Origin of the sequence: Streptomyces sp. AcH 505, from assembly GCF_000818175.1 — a bacterium.
Taxonomy (GTDB): domain Bacteria; phylum Actinomycetota; class Actinomycetes; order Streptomycetales; family Streptomycetaceae; genus Streptomyces.
In genome coordinates this window covers 1-19,266 of record NZ_JTIY01000018.1, presented here as the reverse complement: position 1 = coordinate 19,266, position 19,266 = coordinate 1, and the positions used below count along the sequence as shown (strand labels likewise).

Here is a 19,266-nt window from a genome sequence, read left to right as displayed (position 1 = left end):
GTCGCAGAGGTCAAGCCGGGCGATGACGGCCGAGTATGGGGAGATGCCTCGCGCACAAACACCACCACCGCCCTTCACCCATTTCACGTGAAACGCCCTCACGCCCCTCCCATCTTCCGTCTTGCGATCTCCGCCGTCACCGCCGCCAGCGTATCGCGCGCGGGCACGGCGCCCTGGTCCAGCAGCCGCGCGCCGGTTTTCGGCAGCGACTGCGACAGCAGCTGGCGGCGGGTGGCGAGGCGCAGGCGGGCGCGGGTGACATTGGCGGGGTTGGGCACCGGCTGGCCGCGGCTGTCGAGGCGGATGTCGCCGCGCTCATCGTCGGCGATCGCCTGCATCTCGTCGAGCATCGTGAAATAGCCGAACGCGCGGGCGAGCCGGTAGTCGGCGGCGAAGCCGTTGTGATCGGCCTGCGCCCAGCGCAGCACCGTGGAGTGCGACGGCATGCCCTCGCCCCGGCAAATCTCCCGCAGCGGCCGCCCGGCGCTGAGCTCGTCGCAGATGTAGGCCGCCATGGCCGCGCTGTAGGGGCTGTCGCGCCACTTGCACAAAGTGACGGCGCGATAACGCGCGGCGAAACCATCGCGATCGCGCGACACCCAGCCGCGCACCGTGCTGGCCCGCGGCATGCCCGGCGCGCTGCAGATGCTGGCCACCGACCGCCCCGCCGCCATCAGCGCGCAGATCCGATCCGCCAGCTCCCGGCTGTAGCTATCCCTCGCCACGGATACGACTCCCTCATTCACGGCGACACGCAGGAAGCGTGGGTGATTTGCCGGCGCGGAACAAGCGGGTGAGGTGTGGATGATGGGGCTAAGGTTGTGATGTGGCGAAGCCTGTGAGCTTGCGAAGCCCAACCGAAATGTTGGTTCGAAGCGCAACCACACCATCAGCCGTCATGCCCGGCCTTGTGCCGGGCATCCACGTCTTCCTTGTTGAGCCACCGTTAAGACGTGGACGTCACGGCGACTCGCCGTAGCCCAGTCGCTGGAGACAAGCCCGGCCATGACCAGAGCAAATGGAAGCGCCGGCCCTCACCCCAGCCGCCGCGCGCCACCCTTCATCCAGCGCCGCGCCGGATCCGCCGCGAACGGCTGCATCTCGCCGCAGCCCGTGCACCTCAACGCAAAGCCTTCATCCTTGTCCGGCGTCAGCGCCAGCCTGCCCTTGCAGGCCGGGCACTCGCGGCGATCGGTTTCCTGCTTCAGCACCGACATCCAGGCGCGAACGCTGACGGCGAACAGCACGCCCACCACGAGGGCGATCGCCACAAGAAGCCACATGGCACGCAATCTCCACATGAGAGAACGCTAGCGCGCCGCGGATGGTTAAGGGTGGTAGGTGCGTGGCACCTGTGTTGACGATGAATTTTAAGGGTGAAGGGGGGGGTCGGCAAGTCCACGCGAGTTAGGTCGTGATGGGCATATCGCATCAGCCATATGACGACGCTGCTGGTGGACGAGCAGCAATCCAAGTCAAATTTCAAGTCGAATGATGGCTCGAACAGACTTGCGCAGACGGCGCTCCCGACAGATAAGCACTTCACACCCTATAACTATGTAGGGATTGAGGAACAGGACGGCGGCCGTCTAAACTTGTGTGAAGGATACAAGCAGCCGTCTGCTCAAAGAAAGAGATCACGTTGGGACTATCTGGGGCGAACATCAAAGAGGGAAGCTTTGTCGAGCTTCGTGGCCGGCCATGGCTTGTCGAAGAATTACGGGGAAAGGCCGACGATCTTCAGACGCTCTGCCTGTCTTGCATCGCCGACGACGCCCAGGGCGAACGGATCGAGGTGCTCTGGGACGCGGAGGTTGGCGCAACCATTCTTGATGAGGACGGCTGGAAGAACGTCGGAACGGGACTGCCCGACAAGGCCGAGGTATTAGCTGCCTACCTTCGGTCGATTAGATGGCGATCTGCGACAGCTGCCGACCGCGACCTGTTGCAGGCGCCGTTTCGGGCCGGCATCCGGCTGGATGCCTATCAGCTCCTGCCGCTGCGCAAAGCGTTGCGGTTGCCGCGTGTTAATCTCTTGATCGCGGACGATGTCGGTCTCGGTAAAACCGTCGAAGCAGGTCTGGTCGCACGCGAACTGTTGTTGCGCCGCCGCATCGATTTCATCGTGATCGCGGCGCCGCCTGCTATGACGATCCAGTGGAAGGGCGAGCTTGAATCTAAATTCGGGCTCTCGTTCGATATCATTGACCGCGAACGTATCGGCGAGATGCGCCGCCTTCGCGGCTTCTCAGTCAATCCCTGGGCAACCGGATCACGGTTCATCATCTCGCATCGACTGCTAACGGATGAAGTCTATGCTGCCGGCTTGCGCGACGTCCTAGGCGAGTTTCGCTCCCGGGCGCTGTTCATCCTGGACGAGGCTCACCACGCCGCTCCAGCTGCCGGCGTCCGTTACGCAATATCGAGCCAGTTGACGAAGGCAGTCCGGGAACTCGGCGAACGCTTCGAGCACCGCCTGTTCTTGACCGCGACCCCACACAATGGACATTCCAACAGCTTTTCGGCCTTGCTCGAGATGCTGGATCCACAGCGTTTCACGCGGGGGGTCGAGGTTCGGCCGAGGGACCTTGAGCCGGTTATGGTGCGGCGACTGAAGGCCGATCTGCGACGTCTCGGCGAGGCGTTTCCGGAGCGCATCATCGAGGCGATTCCTATCGCCGGCCTACCGGAGGATACGCCGGAACTCCATTTGTCCCGCCAGTTGGCCGCCTATGGCGAGTTGCGCATGAAACGCATCGCCGACCTGCCATCTCAAAAGGCGTCGATGGCGAAGCTCGCGTTTGTCGGCCTTCAGCAACGGCTCTTGTCGTCGGTGGCGGCGTTCGCGAGAACGTTGAAAGTTCATCGCGCAACCCTGCAACGCATGGCGGATGGCGAAGAGGCTGGCCTTGTCGCCGCCGCGGCGTTGGCATTCGTGGATTGTCCGGCCAATGAAGACAGCGCAGAGCTCGGCCTCGAAGACGATCAAGCCGAAAAGACGATCGACGCCGACGAGGATGCGACCGCGGAGGCGGCATCAGCTCTCGGCGTCGCCGACGCAGCAAAAGCCGATTTAAACAAGGAACTGGCAGCGGTCGACGACATGCTAGCGATAGCAGAACGACACGCATCACGGCCGGACGCCCGCGTGCGTTGGCTCGGCGATTGGATCAAAGCCAATTTCTTGACTGGGCAGACCTGGAACCGCCGACGCCTCATCATTTTCACGGAGTATGAGGACACGCGCCGCTGGCTGGAACGGCGCCTGAGGGAGGCGTTGACCGATACGGACCGTGCCGACGACCGCATTGGTGTCTTCACCGGAGCAACGGGATCGGATCGGCGAGAAGAAGTCAAACTGGCCTTCAATACTGACCCGGACATCGCTCCATTGCGAATCCTCATTTGCACGGACGCAGCGAGGGAAGGCATCAATCTTCAAGCCTATTGCTCCGACCTCATTCATTTCGATCTGCCGTGGAACCCTTCTCGGCTCGAACAACGCAACGGGCGCATCGATCGCAAGCTACAGCCCGCCCAACAGATCGTCTGCCGCTACTTTCGCTACGAGCAGCGCGAAGCGGACATCGTGTTGGAGGCACTCGTTCGAAAAACCGAAACCATTCGCGAGCAACTCGGCTCGGTCGGCCAGGTGATCGAGGATCGGATCGCCAAACGGCTCGCTGAAGGCGGAATCGCCCGCGGCCAGGCGGCGGCCATCGCGCGTGCGATTTCGGAAGAAAGCGATGCCGAGCGGTTGACGCGCGCGCGCGCCGAAATGGACGATGACGAGCGGACGCGGCACGAACGATTGCTGAAGGAGCAGACAGATCTTCAACGAGCACTCGAACGCTCCCGAGAACGCGTCGGCGTCGATCCCGAAGATTTGCATCGAGTCGCCGCCGCAGCATTGTCGCGCGTTGGTTATGCCCTCGACAACAACCGCGGCGCTTCAGTCGGAAATGTAAACACTTACACGCTTGATCCTAATGATCCGGCCTTCACTAAAGATGCGGGTTGGGACGACGCATTTGACGATCTGCGGGTTCGACCGCGCAAGCGCGGTGAGCGCCTCGGAGACTGGCGTCGCAATGCACCCATTCGCTCGATAGCATTCAAGCCGCCGATTTTGGACGACGGCCGCGATGCCTCGGATGTTGTCCAGGTGCATCTTGAGCACCGGCTTGTCCGGCGACTTCTCTCGCGCTTCCTCAGCCAAGGCTTCCAGTCAAAGCTCTCACGCGTATCCGTTATCTACGGGCCTGGCGCACAGCCCCGCGTGGTGCTGATGGGACGTTTGGCTGTGTTCGGCGCTGGGGCCGCGCGGCTGCACGAGGAAATCATTCCCGTCACCGCAGTCTGGACGGAAGCGGAGCGTAACCGCAAGCCGCTTCGTCCGCTGGGCGACAGTGGCGAGGAAAAGACGCTCAATCAGCTCGAAACTGCATTGCACGACGCTCGCGAGGCGCCAAGTACAGCGGTCGCGCGTGTCCAGGCTTTGGTCGCGCGCGATATCGCCGATTTGGTCCCGACACTGGAGGCGATCGCGGCCGAACGACTGACGACGGTTGCCGCGCAACTCGTGAAGCGCGGTGAGGAAGAAGCGCGTTCGCTGTCCGCACTGCTCGAGCAGCAACGATCGCGAATCGCCAAGGCTGCAAAGGAATTCGATCCCAACCAATTTACCCTTGATCTTGTGCCCGAGGAACGGCGCGAACGCGAAGCAGATCGACGACATTGGGAAGGACGTTTGACGCGACTTGAGCGCGATTTGCGCGACGAACCGGAGCGTCTGCGCAAGTCCTATCACGTGCGAGCTCATCGTCTAGAGCCCGTGGGCCTCGTCTATCTCTGGCCGGTCTCCGGGTGAACGCGATGGCAATGAACGTCTATCTGGATCCCGACCTCGAATGGCTCGACCACGTGCCGCCGGTCGGCCTCGTGGTTGCTCCGAGCCTGATCAAGGAATTGGGCTTATCACCGTCACGACAAACATCGATCGACACTGGTATGATCGACGAGTTGGTCGGACAGGACTCCTCGAAGCCAGTTTTCGTCGATCCCTGGACTTTCGTGGAGCGAGTGCTCGGCTGGGAGGCACGCCATATCGCCGGCGCACCAGGGGGCCCAGCGCTTCCAGACGAATTGATTATCGCTCTTCCGGAGCATGGCACCACGCTTCGCCCCACCTGGGCCGTCGCCGAGCTCGGTGAGACCGAGCGTCCATGGCAACTCCTTGTCCGGGTCGAAGCGCATGGCGTCGATCCGGACGCGCGCAATGTACTCGACGGTTGGGAGGCTACACCGCATCAGCGCTTTGAGCGGTTATTGCGTGATACGAATGTCTTCGCCGGCCTGTTGATCTCCGAACGAGAGCACCGCCAAGACGGCGAAGTCAGGTACTCGCCCGAGCTGCGCCTAATCTACGCGCCGCGCGGTGAAACCTCCGGGCATCAGAGCTTTCCGATCCGCCCCATGGCAACGGTCGCTGGCCGGCCGATGCTCGGCGGACTGAAGCTGCTGCTCGATCGCTTCCGGCTGTTTTCCGACGCCGACGACCGGCGACTTCCGGCGCTGTTCAAGCGTAGCCGCGAGGCGCAGGCACAGGTATCCATTGCATTGGCCGAGCAGGTGCTCGGTGCACTGCACGAACTGCTGCGTGGGTTGGACGGCGCTGAGCCGGCGCTCGTTCGTGACTTCGCAACACACCGTCCAGACCATCTCTACGAGGGCCTGCTTGCTATTCTGATGCGCCTGGTATTTGTGCTCTACGCGGAAGACCGCGACCTGTTGCCGTCGCGCTCCGATGCGCGGGCGCGCGAGATTTATGAGGCGGGTTATTCGGTACGTGGCCTTTACACCAGGCTGACCGAAGATGCGACGCTGAACCCGGACACGATGGACGAGCGGCGCGGCGGCTGGGGCCGCCTTCTGGCACTGTTCCGCTTGATCCACAAAGGCCACAAAACCCGCTTTATTCAAGCCCGCGGCGGCAAGCTGTTCGATCCCGAAGAGTTTCCGTTCCTCGAGGGGCGCGTTTCGCGGGACGATTCGACCCGAATATTGGCTGTGTCCGACGGCTGCCTGTTGCGCGTTCTGGAAGGGCTCATGACCCTCAAGCGGCGAGGTGGGGAACGCGAACGCCTGTCCTACCGCACACTCGACGTTGAACAGATCGGCTCGGTCTACGAGACCGTGATGGGTTTCACAGTACAGGCCTCCAAGAGCCGGGTGCTCGCCATCAAAGCCGGAAAGAATAATAAGACACCGGTTTTCGTCGCTCTCAACGAACTGCTTTCGAAGAAGGGCAAGGACCGGATCAAGGATCTCAAAGAGAATGTTGGGCGAACCCTGACGGCAGCGCAGCGTAAATCGATTGAAGCGGCGAAGACCGTCGAGGATCTTGCGGCGGCGCTCGACGGAATGGTCGATGAGCGGGGCTCACCCAAAAGGAGGATTGCAGCATCAGGCACTCCTATTCTGCAGCCGACCGGCGAGAGGCGGCGCACGGGTAGTCACTATACGCCGCGCTCGCTGACCACCCCGATCGTTAAATATGTACTCGAGCCCACCTTCGAGCGGCTGGGGCCGGACGCAAAGGCTGAGCAAGTGCTGGATCTCAAGGTGTGCGATCCAGCCATGGGTTCGGGCGCGTTCCTCGTCGAGGCCTGCCGCGCGTTGGGTGAACGTCTGATCGCCGCGTGGGCTCGATGGCCCGAGACGCGACCGAAGATTCCTGCCGACGAGGATGAGGAATTACATGCCCGACGCCTCGTCGCGCAGCGCTGCCTTTACGGTGTTGACAAGAACCCGCGCGCGGTCGACCTCGCGCGACGTCGCTCTGGCTTGCCACTTTGGCACGGGACCATGAGTTCACCTTTCTCGATCATGCATTAAAATGCGGTGACAGCCTTGTAGGACTAACTAGCGATCAGATCTCAGCGACCCACTGGGACACGACAAAATCTCCCACTTTTGTCGGCAAACTCGTAGGAGACCACTTACGGGAAGCTGAGCGCGGTCGCTCGCGCATTCGCGAACAAGCCGAATGGGCAAGCGAGGCTGAGTTGCGCCCGCAATTCAAAGCCATTGAAACTCAATTAGAGGTCGCTCGGCTGATTGGCGACGGCATAGTCGCAGCATTCTTCTCGGCTGACACCGCAAAGAAGCGCATTGAACAATTAATATCATTTCAGAAGTTAGTGCAAAACAATCTTGGCTCGCGAGAATGGCACGAGAAGGCCGCCCGATTCTCTAATGACCTTTTATTCGGCCAGCACCCGACCCCACCATTTCATTGGCAAATAGAGTTTCCTGAGGTTTTTTCTCGTAGAGACGCCGGCTTCGACGCCATCGTTGGCAACCCCCCATTCGCCGGCAAGAACACGATAATCAATGGAAACTCCAAGAACTACCTTCCTTGGCTACAAACGTTGCACAAAGGGGCTCATGGCAACGCTGATCTAGTGGCACATTTCTTCCGCCGTGCGTTTGAGCTTCTAAGACAAGGTGGCGTATTCGGTCTCATCGCCACCAATACAATTGGCCAGGGCGACACCCGCTCCTCTGGCTTAACGACAATCATCTCCGAAGGCGGCACGATAATACGTGCGCGACGAAGGCTGAAATGGCCAGGGGAGGCAGCTGTCGTAGTTTCGGTTGTACATGTCGTTAAGGGCGCGGTGCCCGTGCCCACTCCTACACTTGATGGCAGACCCGTGACACGCATTTCGGCCTACCTCGTGGAAGGGGACCTCGATACTTCTCCGGAGGCACTAGTGGCCAATTCCGGTAAAGCATTTCAAGGTTCCATTTTGTGGGGAATGGGGTTCACATTTGACGACGAGGCAGCGGATAAGGGCACGGCTGAAAGTATTGAGAAAATGGGTGAATTAATAGCTCATGATCCATGCAATGCGGATCGAGTATTCCCCTTTCTTGGCTGGGCTGAAGTTGCCTCGTCGCCCACACACACACATCATCGCTACGTTATTGACTTTTTTGATCGCCCATTGCGTCGCGAAGGCAATCTCAAGCTTTGGAGCGAAATGAGCGAAAATGAGCGCTCCAATTGCCGGACGACCGGTCTTGTACCGAATGATTATCCAGATGAGGTCGCGGAAGAATGGCCGGACTTGGTCGAGATCGTTAGACGGCTTGTAAAGCCGGGCCGGGATGTCCAGAAGCTCGATGCGTTGCGAAATCGTTGGTGGCAATACGGCGAAAAACGCCCCGGCCTGTACAGAGCCGTTGGGGCATTGTCGCATGTCTGGGTTACGTCGAGTCAAGCGGCGTCGCAAATTTCATTTGCAAGACTTAGAACGGATTATGTCTACTCATCAAACTTGAATGTAGTGGCCCATTCCGGGCATTCTATTTTTTGTCTGTTGCAATCTAGAATTCATGAGCTTTGGGCAAGATATTTCGGATCATCGATGAAGGACGATCCGACATATACTGTAAAGTTGTGTTTTCGCACTTTTCCTTTCCCTGACAGTTTCGATCAGAATCCGGTTCTGGAGAGGACGGGCGAAGCATATAACACTCTTCGATCTCAATTGATGGTCAATCGGAATGAAGGGCTGACCAAAACTTACAATCGGTTTCACGCTCGCACCGACAATTCCGTTGATATCGTTCACCTCCGCGCGTTTCACGCCGAGATGGATACCACCGTTCTACGCGCTTATGGCTGGAATGATTTGGCCGATCGTGCCGCACCAGAGTTTATCGAACAGGATGCAGACGAGGGCAAAACCCCGAAGACGCGCCTCGACTGGCCTGCCGAGTTCAAGGACGAGGTCCTCGCCCGCCTGCTTGCGCTGAACGCCGAACGTGCCGCCGCTGAACGCGCGGCCGGACTGACTGCCGTCGCGGATGAGGATGACGAAGAAATCGACAACGAAGAGGGATCCGCTTGATGCCTCGCGCGCTTACCCCTTGTTCTTGATGAAATCACTCAGCGATCGCGCGCCTGTGCGATCAAGCAGCGTATCCAAGTGCATGTCCCCGCGCACATTGGGTGCGAAGCCATCGCCATAGATCTCGCGGAGTGTGTCGACGCGCGTATTTCCGTTTTTATGTCGGATCTCGCCGTCCTTGTCCCGGGAACGACCGTCAAGACCGGAATTTGGAGATTTGCGTGCCATAAGAAGCTCCTTTTAGTCCTATATCCGCAACATAATCTTGCATTTCTAAAATTGCAAGATTATATTGCGATTGGGAGGAGTGCCATGGCAGCCAATTTTATGGGAGCGCGCATCAAGGCGTTGCGCGAGGAGCGAAAGCTTTCGCAGGACGATCTTGCCCGCCTATTCGGCTTCAAGGACCGCCAAACGGTTTCGGCGATCGAGACCGGTGAAAGACGCATGACAGCTGAGGAATTGGTCATTGCCGTCGAGAAGCTTGGCGCTTCCCTGGACTATTTTACCGATCCGTTCCTGCTTGTTGGCGAGGGTCGCTTCTCTTGGCGGCGCCAACCCGATGTGGGGGCGCAGCGCCTGAATGCCTATGAGCGCAGTGCCGGACGGTGGATTGCAGCCTTTCGGGTCATTGCTCCGCAGGTCGGCCGGGCTGCACCGTTGTTGCGCCGGTCGCTCGCCATAACGCGTCACCAACGCTTCGAAGACGTTATGGAGGCCGGCGAGCGATTTGCTGCCGAGATGAAACTCGGTGACGTGCCAGCAAGGCGCCTCGTCGAGATAATGGAACAGCAGCTCGGCATCCTCGTGCTTATGGTGGATGCATTTCAGGGGATTTCCGGCGCAGCCTGCCGCTTACCGGAGTTGGATGTCGTCCTGATTAATCGCCATGAGGTTGTCGGCCGCCGAAATTTCGACTTGGCCCATGAGCTGTTTCACATCCTCACGTGGGAATCGATGCCGCCCGAGCATGCGGAAGACGCGCTGGAAACCGGCGGCAATCGTGTCGAACAACTCGCAAATAATTTTGCATCTGCCATCCTCATGCCTACGCCGGTGCTTGACCGCTTCGGTGATTGGTCCGCTCTCGCCGAGGGCGAGCTGGCTGGTCGATTGAATGCCGTAGCAGATGAACTACAGGTTACGTCCTCGGCGCTGAAATGGCGGCTTGTTGCTCTCGGCCGATTGAAGCCGGCCGTAGCTAAGTCAATTCCCGACGCGGCGTTGCGGAACAACGGGCACGAGGTAATCTCGACGAATCCGCCACCACTGTACTCCAAGCCATTCATGCAGGTGATCGCACTTGCCGTTGAGCAAGGTCGCGTCTCCGCGCGGCGGGCGGCTGGTCTCGTCGATCAGACGGTCGACGATCTTACCGACCTCTTTGCGACACACGGGGTGCAGCCCCCCGTCGAGCTGTGAGGCGTCATGGCGCGTCATCGCGGTCCCGTGCTCGTCGATACCAACGCCATCCTGGAATGCTACCGGGTTGGGGCGTGGCGCGCGCTGTCGAATGGCTACAACGTCGAGACGGTCGAGGATTGCGTGATCGAGACACAGACGGGCTTCCAGCGACGCCGGCCGGAATTGCAGATCGACGCCGCGGAGCTCCGAACCTCACTCAAGGCGGTCCACGCTGTGGATGATGCGCAGCGCGCGGTCGTGGCCGTTCGTGCGCCTGACATTGCGCTGGACGTCGGCGAGCGATCATTGTGGGCTCATGCGCTGACGCGCAGCGACGCCTGGGTTTTGTGCGGCCCTGACAAGGCGAGCATGCGCTTCGGTGTCCGGCTCGGACTGAGGGGACGATTGATCGCCTTGGAAACGCTTCTTGCCGGTGCAGGGCACCGACCGAAAGAAGCGCTCAAGCTAGCCTATACGACCAAGTGGCTCGATAAGGTTCTCGGCGAACTGTTTCTTTCGGAAGGACTTGGGCGACCATGACAAAACCTGTCGATATCCGCGCCCATATCGTCAACGTGTTCCGTCGCGACCTGATCGGTCCGGGACCGCAGGATTCCGATCTGGCCGGCGAGCGGCTGAACGAGAGCCCCTCGCGCTGGTATCTGGCCGGATTTCTCGCGCCCGCGGAGGACCCGCTCAGCCTCGACGGAGATGACGACGACAGCAATCCGTCCGCCCAGGAAGAAATGGAGCTCGATGTCGAAGAGCCGGATGCCGATGGCACTGGCGGCGCTGCGACCGACAATGAGGAGCCGGAGACACCAAATGCCCGGCGGCGTTTTCTACCGTCTTCCATAGGGCTGACAGTTCTGCTCGATCCGGACATCACCACCATCGAGGCGTGCGTCTCGTGGGGCGACTATCGTACAGAACCGCCACTGCCTGAGGAGATCCTGCTTCCAGAACCGTTGCCGGAAGAAATCGGCGAAGACGGCAAGGCCAAGCGTATCGAGCGGCCCTTGGTCGAGTGGGTTCGCAGCCCAAAGCAAAGGACGCTTCCTTTGCAAATTGTCGATGGCCGCGGCAATCAGGTTCTGGTGCCAGAAAGCGCGGCTGAGCAACGCCGCGGCGGTGGCTTGGTGCTGGAAACGCACTCGCGCCTATTCAGTTATACGACACCGGATGGGACGACAGAGCGCGTCCGCGCCCTCACCGTGTTTCTCGTCAATCGTCGCGCGACCGTGCATCGATTCTATTCCGATGTGAGCTACGCCTTTCAAGCACGGCTCGAACTTTTCTGTGAGAATGGTTTCCGTCCGCGGCGCGATCTTTCCGGGTATCGCGCCCAAGACTGGGACTTGCGGATCGCCGATCTGCATTATTGCGACGTCCGCGAGTGGGCCGTCGGCCGCAACGCCGCCGCAGGCTGGAATGCTCCGATCGACGCGGCCGCCAACATCACGCGGGTTTGGACCAATCCGCTTCCGACCGCGGAAGTCGAACGTGTTGCTCCAAACGAAGATGCCGAATTCAAAGCCAAAGTGACTTTTGGCATGGAAACCTTGGCTGGCTTGGCCGCGGGGGACGGAACCGCATTGGGCGCAGCTTTGGCCGACCTGCCCATTCTCTACGAGACATGGATCAACAATGAACGGAAGAAACTTGTAGGCCTTGCTCAGCGGCGCCGAGAAACCGGCGAACGCCTCATCTCCGAGATGGAAATCGCAAAAACACGGATCGCAGACGGCATCAGCATACTTGCAACCGACGCCAGGGCGCGAACTGCGTTCCGCTTCATGAACAGTGCCATTGCGCTAGCGGCCCGTCGCCGCGTCGCAGGCGCGGCTGGTGACCCGAACGCGCTACCGGAACCACAATGGCGCCCATTTCAGCTTGCTTTCGTGCTGCTCAATATGTCGGGATTGATTGATCGCAAGCATAGAGATCGCGAGACGGCCGATCTGTTGTTTTTCCCGACGGGCGGCGGCAAGACGGAGGCCTACCTCGGCCTCGCCGCTCTGGTCATCGCACATCGGCGGCTCGGCGGATCAGGGGTGCTCGGCGCTGGCGTCGCGGTGATCATGCGTTACACCTTGCGTCTGCTTACCCTCGACCAGCTCGCGCGCGCGGCAGGCGTCGTTTGTGCGCTCGAACTGATGCGCACAGACAAAGCGAACGTCGATGAACGCGGTCGCCGTCTGCTCGGCGACTGGCCGATCGAAATCGGCCTGTGGGTCGGTTCCGACGCGTCACCTAACAAGCTCGGCGGCAAGGGAAACTCGGACGAGACCACTGCGGTCGGCCGCGTTCGGCGCTATGCGAGCGGGCGCGACAAACGCGCTCCAGCGCCGCTCAAGGCTTGTCCCTGGTGTGGCACGGAGTTCAAGCCGGCATCTTTCGCGTGTACACCGAATATGCTTGCTCCCACCAATCTGGAGATCCGCTGCGTCAACACCGGCTGCGATTTCAGCCGCAACCGGCCGCTGCCGGTGCTCACAGTGGACGAACCTATCTACCGGCGATTGCCAGCTTTTTTGATCGCCACCGTCGATAAATTTGCCGCGTTGCCCTGGGTGGGCGAAACCGGCGCTTTCTTTGGACATGTCGATCGCTTTGCGGAGGGCATCGGCTTTTATGGTGCCGCCGAGCCGGGTGAAGGCCGCCCGTTGGACAATGGCTGGTCGCTCGATCCGCCCGACCTTATCATTCAGGACGAACTGCACCTGATCGCCGGCCCCCTGGGGACAGTCGCGGGCCTCTATGAAGCCGCCATCGACCAGCTTGCCTCGCGAGGTGTAGGTGAAAAGCGCGTTCGACCGAAAATCGTGGCTTCGACCGCAACGGTAAGGCGCGCCGCTGACCAAATCGCGGCCTTGTTCGATCGCAGCACGACGAGCATCTTTCCACCATCAGGGATTCATCGCACCGATAGTTTCTTTGCACGCACTGTTCCTTCGACGACCAATCCCGCCCGATTGTATCTCGGTATCGCAGCACAGGGCCGCGGCCCTAAGCTTGTGTTCCTGCGTTCGTTGACCACGCTGGTAGCGGCCGCCCAAGCGGCCTATGACGCAAATGTTCCGGCAGACGCAAAAACACCAAATCCTGCCGACCCCTACATGACGGCGCTGTGCTATTTCAATGCGCTGCGAGAGCTCGGAGGTGCACGCCGGATCGTCGAAGATGAAGTGCGTGACCGCGCCGCTCGCTACGGCGCGCAACGTCGCAGGGTCGATCCAGCCGATCAACCTTTTGCCGATCGGAACATCAAGGAGCCGATGGAGCTGACCTCGCGCGTCTCGACGGACGAGGTAGCGAAGGCGAAGCAACGGCTCGAGGCGGTGTTCGGCAGCAATGCCGAAACCGTCGACGTTGCGCTGGCAACCAACATGATCTCGGTCGGCCTCGACATCACGCGCCTTGGGCTGATGCTCGTTCAGGGGCAACCGAAAACCGCCGCGGAGTATATTCAAGCAACCAGCCGGGTTGGCCGCGATCATTTTCGACCGGGATTGGTGCTCGCTGTGCTGAACCTGCACAAGCCACGTGATCGCATGCACTTCGAGCAATTCGGCCAGTTCCATCGCACCTTCTATCGAGCTGTCGAAGCCACCAGCGTCACGCCATGGGCCGCCCGTGCGCTGGATCGAGCGCTAGCTGCCGTCGTCGTAGCCGCTGCACGACACGTCGATGCCACCCTGACACCTGAAGGCGCGGTCAACGAACTGAAGAACAATGCCGGGATTCGGGTTAAGGTCCGTGACGCCATCGTCACCCGGGCGCCAGAGCGAATGATCGCGGGTGGTCGCGCCGCGCTCACCATGCTGATCGACGATACTTTGGATGCATGGATTGCAACGGCCGATGAGCAAGCCGCGGGTGGCAATGCATTCGCCTATGCCCGAAAGAAAAGTCCACACCGGCTGCTCCATATGCCGCTGGAACCAGAGATCGGCAATCTGCTGGAACCTCACCGCCGCTTTGTTGCAGGCCGCTCGATGCGCGACGTGGAGTCTAGCGTCGTCCTGAAGGTCAGGGACCCGTACGGCAATGTGATCGCGAATGCGGATGACCTGACATGACCAAGAATGCACAACGGCTGAGCCAGCTGATTTCCACCTTTGGTCCTGGCGCCATGATCGATCTGCCGACGAGGTCGGTCGTTGTCGGCGGACTGGAGCAGTGGGACATGAAGGGCAACGCCTTCACGATGATCCCAGAGCCACGCGTAACCATGCGCCTGGAGCAGATTCTGAAACAGCAGGGGCGGCTCGCCCAATCCGTGAACCTGACGTTACGGACGCCGCCGACGTCGGGAGATGCGAGGGATGGGATCCCGCGCGGCGTTGCCGCTCCCATCTTTCCGACCTGGTTCATCTGCGAGCAGGTTGACACCGACACGACCGGAGGCAATGCGCCACGACGCCGGCGACTGGTGCGCTGGCAGGACCTCGACAGCAAGGGACGACGACGGTTTCAATTCGATGATGGGCGCAAGAGTGACGTGACACCGATTCGTTTCGTATGCGCGTGCGACAAAGGGCATCTTCAGGACATCGACTGGCGCTGGGTGGTTCATGGCTCAACGCCGTGCCAAGAACCAATGTGGGTAGAGGAAAAAGGCACGAGCGCGGACCCTGCCGATACCAGCATCGCCTGCGGTTGCGGGCGCCGGCTGTCGCTTCGAGATACCTTTCAAGTGGGTCGTCTTGGCAAATGCCGTGGGGAGCGGCCCTGGCTGCTCGACAGAGACCCCGACAGCTGTGGGGACAATCTTAAACTGCTTATCCGCACCGCAACCAACACCTATTTCCCTCAGGTTTATACGGTGATTTCGCTTCCCACTGAGGAAGACGAACTCAGCAAGCTAGTCGACGAGTTGTCGGGAGACTTGGCTGGTGTCCAATCCGCTCCCGACGTCGCACAAGCCAAACGCTTCAACCCGAAAGTTTCGGCCTCGCTTGGACCGTATGCGGATGGCGACATTTTCGACAGGCTGCAGCGGATCCGCGAGGGCGCGAGAACGGACGCTTCGCGCTCACCCAAGTTGTCGGAGTTCGACACATTCGCGAGCGGCCGTCCGGAAATCGGCGCCAACCACCCTACGGCCAAGCTCTATGCCCAAACACTGCCGCGTGACGCCTGGGCCGATCCCGACACACAGATCGATTTATCGGGGATCAAGAACCTCGTCGCTGTTCATCGCCTCAGGGAAGTATCTTGCCTTTACGGATTCACACGCTTCGAAGCCGCGCCGACGGCGGCCGATGGTGATATTGAAGACATTCAACTGAGTGTTCATGGCGCACCGTTATCTCGTGATGCCGACTGGCTGCCGGCAATCGAGCAATTCGGGGAAGGCATCTTCATCCATTTCGACGAAGCATCAATCGGACAATGGCTTCGCAATGAAGGCCCTGCGCTTCGCAATCGAAAGCTTCTGGCTGGCTATTATCATTGGCAACAGCGCTTCAACGGCAAGGCACCACCCTATCCAGGAACGCCTTATGTCCTCCTGCACAGCATCTCACACGCGTTGATGGCTGAAATTGCTCTCGACTGCGGCTATCCAGCCAGCTCATTAAAGGAGCGAGTTTATGCATTGTCCAGTTCGCGAGACGGCGGCGACATCGACCGCTGCGGCATTCTCATCTACACGGCGAGCGCCGGCGCGCAAGGCACCCTCGGAGGCCTGGTCGCAACCGCTCCCAGATTCGCCAATATTCTCAAATGCGCATTGGATCGTTTAAGGATCTGCTCGAACGATCCGGTTTGCGCCGATCATGAACCAGACGAGCGAAGCGGCGATCGCGCCACTCACGGCGCCGCGTGCCACGGATGCTTGCTTATCGCTGAGACGAGCTGCGAGATGAGAAACCTGTTTCTGGACCGAAGTTTGCTTATTCCGACGATGGCAGACGATTCGTCGTGCTTCTTTGAATAACCGCGTCTATCTGTTCACGCGAAGAGACAATATCAACGCACCGCCATATTTTCAGCCCCCTCAATACGCCATCCCCCACCACGCCCAAGGGTTATGGGGAGTAACCCCAAGCCCTTATTGAAACCGCAACACCCCCTCGGCTAGATTCGCCCAGACAACGCGAGTCTCGCCGCAGCCCGGGCGTAAAACGGGCCCTCGGGTGGCGCATCCGTCAGTGTGCCGAAGGGGCCGCCGCCCTCAAACGGACGCTCGTGGGCCAGCCCGACGTGACTGGGCTGTTCGGATGGTTTCACCGGTTGAAACCGCACTCCAGACATCCTGGGATCATCAGCCATGTCGATTTCATCGGCCGGATCAGCGGCCGTTTGCCTCTACGTTTCTTGTTTTTTTGACGCGTTTTCTCCGCGCAAACGCTTCGCGTTTATCGCGGGGGAAGTGGCACCACCCCCGGATCAAGTCCGGGGGCATGCTTCGCTTGAAAACGCCATGTCCAACACCGCGGAGGTGCTGCCATGAGTGATCCGCACACATCAGCCAAACTGCGGTGCCTCGATGCGGTGTGCCGCGATGGGCTGATATCGCCGCTCGACTTTCGGGTGTGCTACCTCATTGCCAGCATGATGAACCGAACCACCGGCATCGCCTTCCCGCGGCAGGCGACGCTGGCCGAGACGCTCGGTGTCACGCGCCGCAGTGTGCAGGCCTCGCTGGAGCGGCTGAGCTGGCTTGGCTACCTCAGCGTGGAGGTGCAGCGCGGGCGCGGGCATACAAACCGGTATCGGCTGTCGGCGGCGTATGCGGGTGGTGGTGGGGACGCGACCAGCGATGCGCTTCCGGAGGCTGGACAAGGCGAAGCGGGGTTCGCCGGGGGATTTCAGAAAATGCGCACGCCTGCGCACGAAAATGCGAACGGGAGCGCCATAAAAGGTGAAACGGCATTCGCACAGAACCCTTTCAATAACTCCTTTCAGACTCCGGACGCGAGAGATTCTGATTTTGAAGGGAGCAGCGAAGGGGTGTGGGTGGATTGCGAATCGATGCAGGCCGATGCGTGGCGGCGCTACTGGCGCTTGAACGGGGTGATGGAGCCGGTGCGGAGCAATCGCACGGGGAAGTATGCAAGGCGGTTGCCGAGTGCGTGGCCGCCGGGGACGACGACATGAGGTTGGTGTTTGAACATTGGCTGTAGACGCACAACAATTCAGCCGCGCCGAACCGGGGTCACAACCCGGATAGAGCCGCACTCCGGGACAAGTCAGGCCAATCTGGGCGAGGGCACAATCACGACCATCGTGGCAAACTCACGAAGCCAACTCAGTGTTGCTCAAATTCGCTGCGACGAAGTGCCGCTAGGTAACACGGCGCTTGTCGACTTGATCGAGCATGGATCTTCGAACCAACAGAGATGCACAAGTTCAGCCGAGCGCACGCCAATATCGAGGATTGAGAACGCAGTGAGCAGTATCCGCGGAGACAATTTACCCAACGCCAGAGACGCTCGGTACGTCAAGTTCAGCTGGAACAGCGCATCCGATGTACCCTCAATCGGAGAGCTAGATTATGTGCCAAGAACTCAAGCCTTCCGGATGTTTGCGGAAGGACGGTTTACCGGGCAACGCCTGATTGCCTTCCCCGCTCAAAAGAGAAGAGAAGCGCTTCACGCCCTTGGCTGTTGCGCTTATTGCGGCCGTGCAAATGACCAACACGGATTCGCTCTGCCCCTGACCAGTGAGCACGTTATCGCTGAGGCACTCGGGTGCGGGCTTGAACTACCGCAAGCATCCTGTTTCGACTGCCAGCGGGTGACGTCGGAGTTCGAACGATCAGTCACGGAAGAGATGTTCGATCCAGTGCGCCGAAGTCTCAATCTCGTTGGCAAACAAGGGGTTCTGCAAAAGAAAAACTTTGCGCTAGATGTGGGGGCCGAGACAAGCGAATTCGTAATGATCTCAGACATACATCATCCGACATTACTTACTTTGCCGGGCCTATATCCTCCATCTGCCTGCAGTTATCGGCCGATGAATACAAATGGCATATTCAATATTCTCACGTACAACATCAATTGCAGAAGACAAGATCTCGACAAATACGAGATCACTCGCTTCTCCACACAAATAATCGACACCGCACGCTTCTGCCAGATGATCGCCAAAATTGCCCATGTTGCCTGCATGGGCGTCCACGGTCGCGGTGCATTCAAGCCACTCGTCGCAGACTTCATTCGCACATCCCTGCCACCGAAAACCCCATCATCGGCACACTTCAACTTCGTTGGAAGACTCTGGCAAGAAAAAAGCGAGGAAAGCTCAAACCTGCATGAAGTCGAAATTGGAGAAATTAGTTGGAAAAGGGCCACTTTTATTTCAGCACGTGTTCGACTGTTCGCCTCCCACGGCATGCCTTCGTATCACGTGATCGTGGGTGAATAGCCCTGCTCTAGACGCCGCACAGAGACGAAGCCGCCTTCGTCATTTGCTCTCGCCAACCCTACTGTGGCGCTAATGGCCATTCACACCAGTGAGGAATGCTCGCACGGAGAAGTATGCAAGGCGGTTGCCGAGTGCGTGGCCGCCGGGGACGGCGGGGGTGTGAGGGGTGCGGTGGAGTCCAGATGCGTGGGGAAGTGGCCCCTCACCCGGCGCGTTGCGCCTGAGCAACCGGGAACATAGGTAACCGACCTCTCCCCGGTGCGGAGAGGTGGAGAGGAGGCTGTGGCGGGGGGCAAAGTGCCGCGGCGGCGTGGGGTGAAATCGCTTGACGGGGTCTCGGCCCGCGCCAATCATCTGTTGCGTTTTCATCTTTCGTTTTTTTATCACCTCATTGTTTTTCGACGGAGCACAGCCATGCGCCGGCGCGTTTTTCCGATCGTCCTCGCGACGACTGTTTTTGCCTGGCTTCGGGCGGGCGGGATGCTTGCCAGCCTTCTTGCCATCGTCCTTGTCGCCTTGCTTGCCACCTTCGCTCCATGGCCGCCGGCGATAGCCGGCGCGGCGG

At 59.9% G+C, this 19,266-nt stretch carries 13 protein-coding genes; 10 read left to right on the top strand and 3 right to left on the bottom strand.

Annotation, left to right across the window (positions count from 1 at the left end; genetic code table 11):
• Positions 1-98 precede the first annotated feature (98 nt).
• Both HY68_RS38670 and HY68_RS38665 read right to left on the bottom strand, forming a co-directional pair.
• A complete protein-coding gene (locus HY68_RS38670; protein WP_157874601.1) occupies positions 99-725 on the bottom strand; it encodes a hypothetical protein in 627 nt (208 codons plus the stop codon).
• 309 nt (positions 726-1,034) lie between these two features.
• Positions 1,035-1,283: a hypothetical protein gene (locus tag HY68_RS38665; protein ID WP_042002394.1), complete on the bottom strand. Its 249-nt coding sequence runs from the start codon at positions 1,281-1,283 to the stop codon at positions 1,035-1,037.
• Between the two features lie 359 nt (positions 1,284-1,642).
• Between HY68_RS38665 and drmD the strand changes: the two genes are divergently transcribed.
• From drmD to HY68_RS44510, 3 genes are read left to right on the top strand one after another with little or no spacing between them, the layout of a single operon-like run.
• Positions 1,643-4,870: a DISARM system SNF2-like helicase DrmD gene (gene drmD / locus HY68_RS41645; RefSeq protein ID WP_198533581.1), complete on the top strand. Its 3,228-nt coding sequence runs from the start codon at positions 1,643-1,645 to the stop codon at positions 4,868-4,870.
• Positions 4,871-4,875: 5 nt separating this feature from the next.
• Positions 4,876-6,897: an N-6 DNA methylase gene (locus HY68_RS44515; RefSeq protein ID WP_198533580.1), complete on the top strand. Its 2,022-nt coding sequence runs from the start codon at positions 4,876-4,878 to the stop codon at positions 6,895-6,897.
• Positions 6,855-8,921, top strand: coding sequence for a DNA methyltransferase (locus HY68_RS44510; RefSeq protein WP_198533579.1), 2,067 nt, complete (start codon positions 6,855-6,857; stop codon positions 8,919-8,921). The genes HY68_RS44515 and HY68_RS44510 overlap by 43 nt, the downstream gene beginning before the upstream one ends.
• Positions 8,922-8,933: 12 nt before the next feature.
• On the opposite strand, the gene HY68_RS41635 is transcribed toward HY68_RS44510, so the two are convergent.
• The gene (locus HY68_RS41635; RefSeq protein ID WP_078864241.1) at positions 8,934-9,149 is read right to left on the bottom strand and encodes a hypothetical protein; all 216 of its coding nucleotides are present in this window, start codon (positions 9,147-9,149) and stop codon (positions 8,934-8,936) included.
• A gap of 84 nt (positions 9,150-9,233) precedes the next feature.
• On the opposite strand from HY68_RS41635, the gene HY68_RS38645 reads away from it, so the two are divergent.
• From HY68_RS38645 to HY68_RS44505, 7 genes are all read left to right on the top strand, one after another.
• On the top strand, positions 9,234-10,343 hold the full coding sequence (locus tag HY68_RS38645) for an XRE family transcriptional regulator (RefSeq protein ID WP_042002391.1): 1,110 nt from the start codon (positions 9,234-9,236) through the stop codon (positions 10,341-10,343).
• 27 nt (positions 10,344-10,370) lie between these two features.
• Entirely contained in the window at positions 10,371-10,865 is a 495-nt protein-coding gene (locus HY68_RS38640; protein WP_052457587.1) for a hypothetical protein, read from the top strand.
• Positions 10,862-14,407: a DISARM system helicase DrmA gene (gene drmA, locus HY68_RS38635; RefSeq protein ID WP_042002390.1), complete on the top strand. Its 3,546-nt coding sequence runs from the start codon at positions 10,862-10,864 to the stop codon at positions 14,405-14,407. The genes HY68_RS38640 and drmA overlap by 4 nt, the downstream gene beginning before the upstream one ends.
• Entirely contained in the window at positions 14,404-16,269 is a 1,866-nt protein-coding gene (locus tag HY68_RS41630) for a DUF1998 domain-containing protein (RefSeq protein ID WP_078864238.1), read from the top strand. The genes drmA and HY68_RS41630 overlap by 4 nt, the downstream gene beginning before the upstream one ends.
• Positions 16,270-16,781: 512 nt before the next feature.
• Complete coding sequence (locus HY68_RS41625) at positions 16,782-17,432, top strand: helix-turn-helix domain-containing protein (protein ID WP_078864237.1); 651 nt, start codon at positions 16,782-16,784, stop codon at positions 17,430-17,432.
• Between the two features lie 291 nt (positions 17,433-17,723).
• Entirely contained in the window at positions 17,724-18,701 is a 978-nt protein-coding gene (locus HY68_RS43265) for a hypothetical protein (RefSeq protein ID WP_157874600.1), read from the top strand.
• A gap of 315 nt (positions 18,702-19,016) precedes the next feature.
• Positions 19,017-19,266, top strand: a 250-nt coding sequence (locus HY68_RS44505; RefSeq protein ID WP_198533578.1) for a hypothetical protein, incomplete at its 3' end; no start/stop codon positions are given.

What these genes read in the sequence shown, in the direction of transcription:
- HY68_RS44515 (WP_198533580.1), top strand. Translation starts at nt 4,876, where the DNA reads ATGGCAATGAACGTCTATCTGGATCCCGACCTCGAATGGCTCGACCAC.
- HY68_RS41635 (WP_078864241.1), bottom strand. Translation starts at nt 9,149, where the DNA reads ATGGCACGCAAATCTCCAAATTCCGGTCTTGACGGTCGTTCCCGGGAC.
- HY68_RS38665 (WP_042002394.1), bottom strand. Translation starts at nt 1,283, where the DNA reads ATGTGGCTTCTTGTGGCGATCGCCCTCGTGGTGGGCGTGCTGTTCGCC.
- drmA (WP_042002390.1), top strand. Translation starts at nt 10,862, where the DNA reads ATGACAAAACCTGTCGATATCCGCGCCCATATCGTCAACGTGTTCCGT.
- HY68_RS41630 (WP_078864238.1), top strand. Translation starts at nt 14,404, where the DNA reads ATGACCAAGAATGCACAACGGCTGAGCCAGCTGATTTCCACCTTTGGT.
- HY68_RS41625 (WP_078864237.1), top strand. Translation starts at nt 16,782, where the DNA reads ATGAGTGATCCGCACACATCAGCCAAACTGCGGTGCCTCGATGCGGTG.
- HY68_RS38645 (WP_042002391.1), top strand. Translation starts at nt 9,234, where the DNA reads ATGGCAGCCAATTTTATGGGAGCGCGCATCAAGGCGTTGCGCGAGGAG.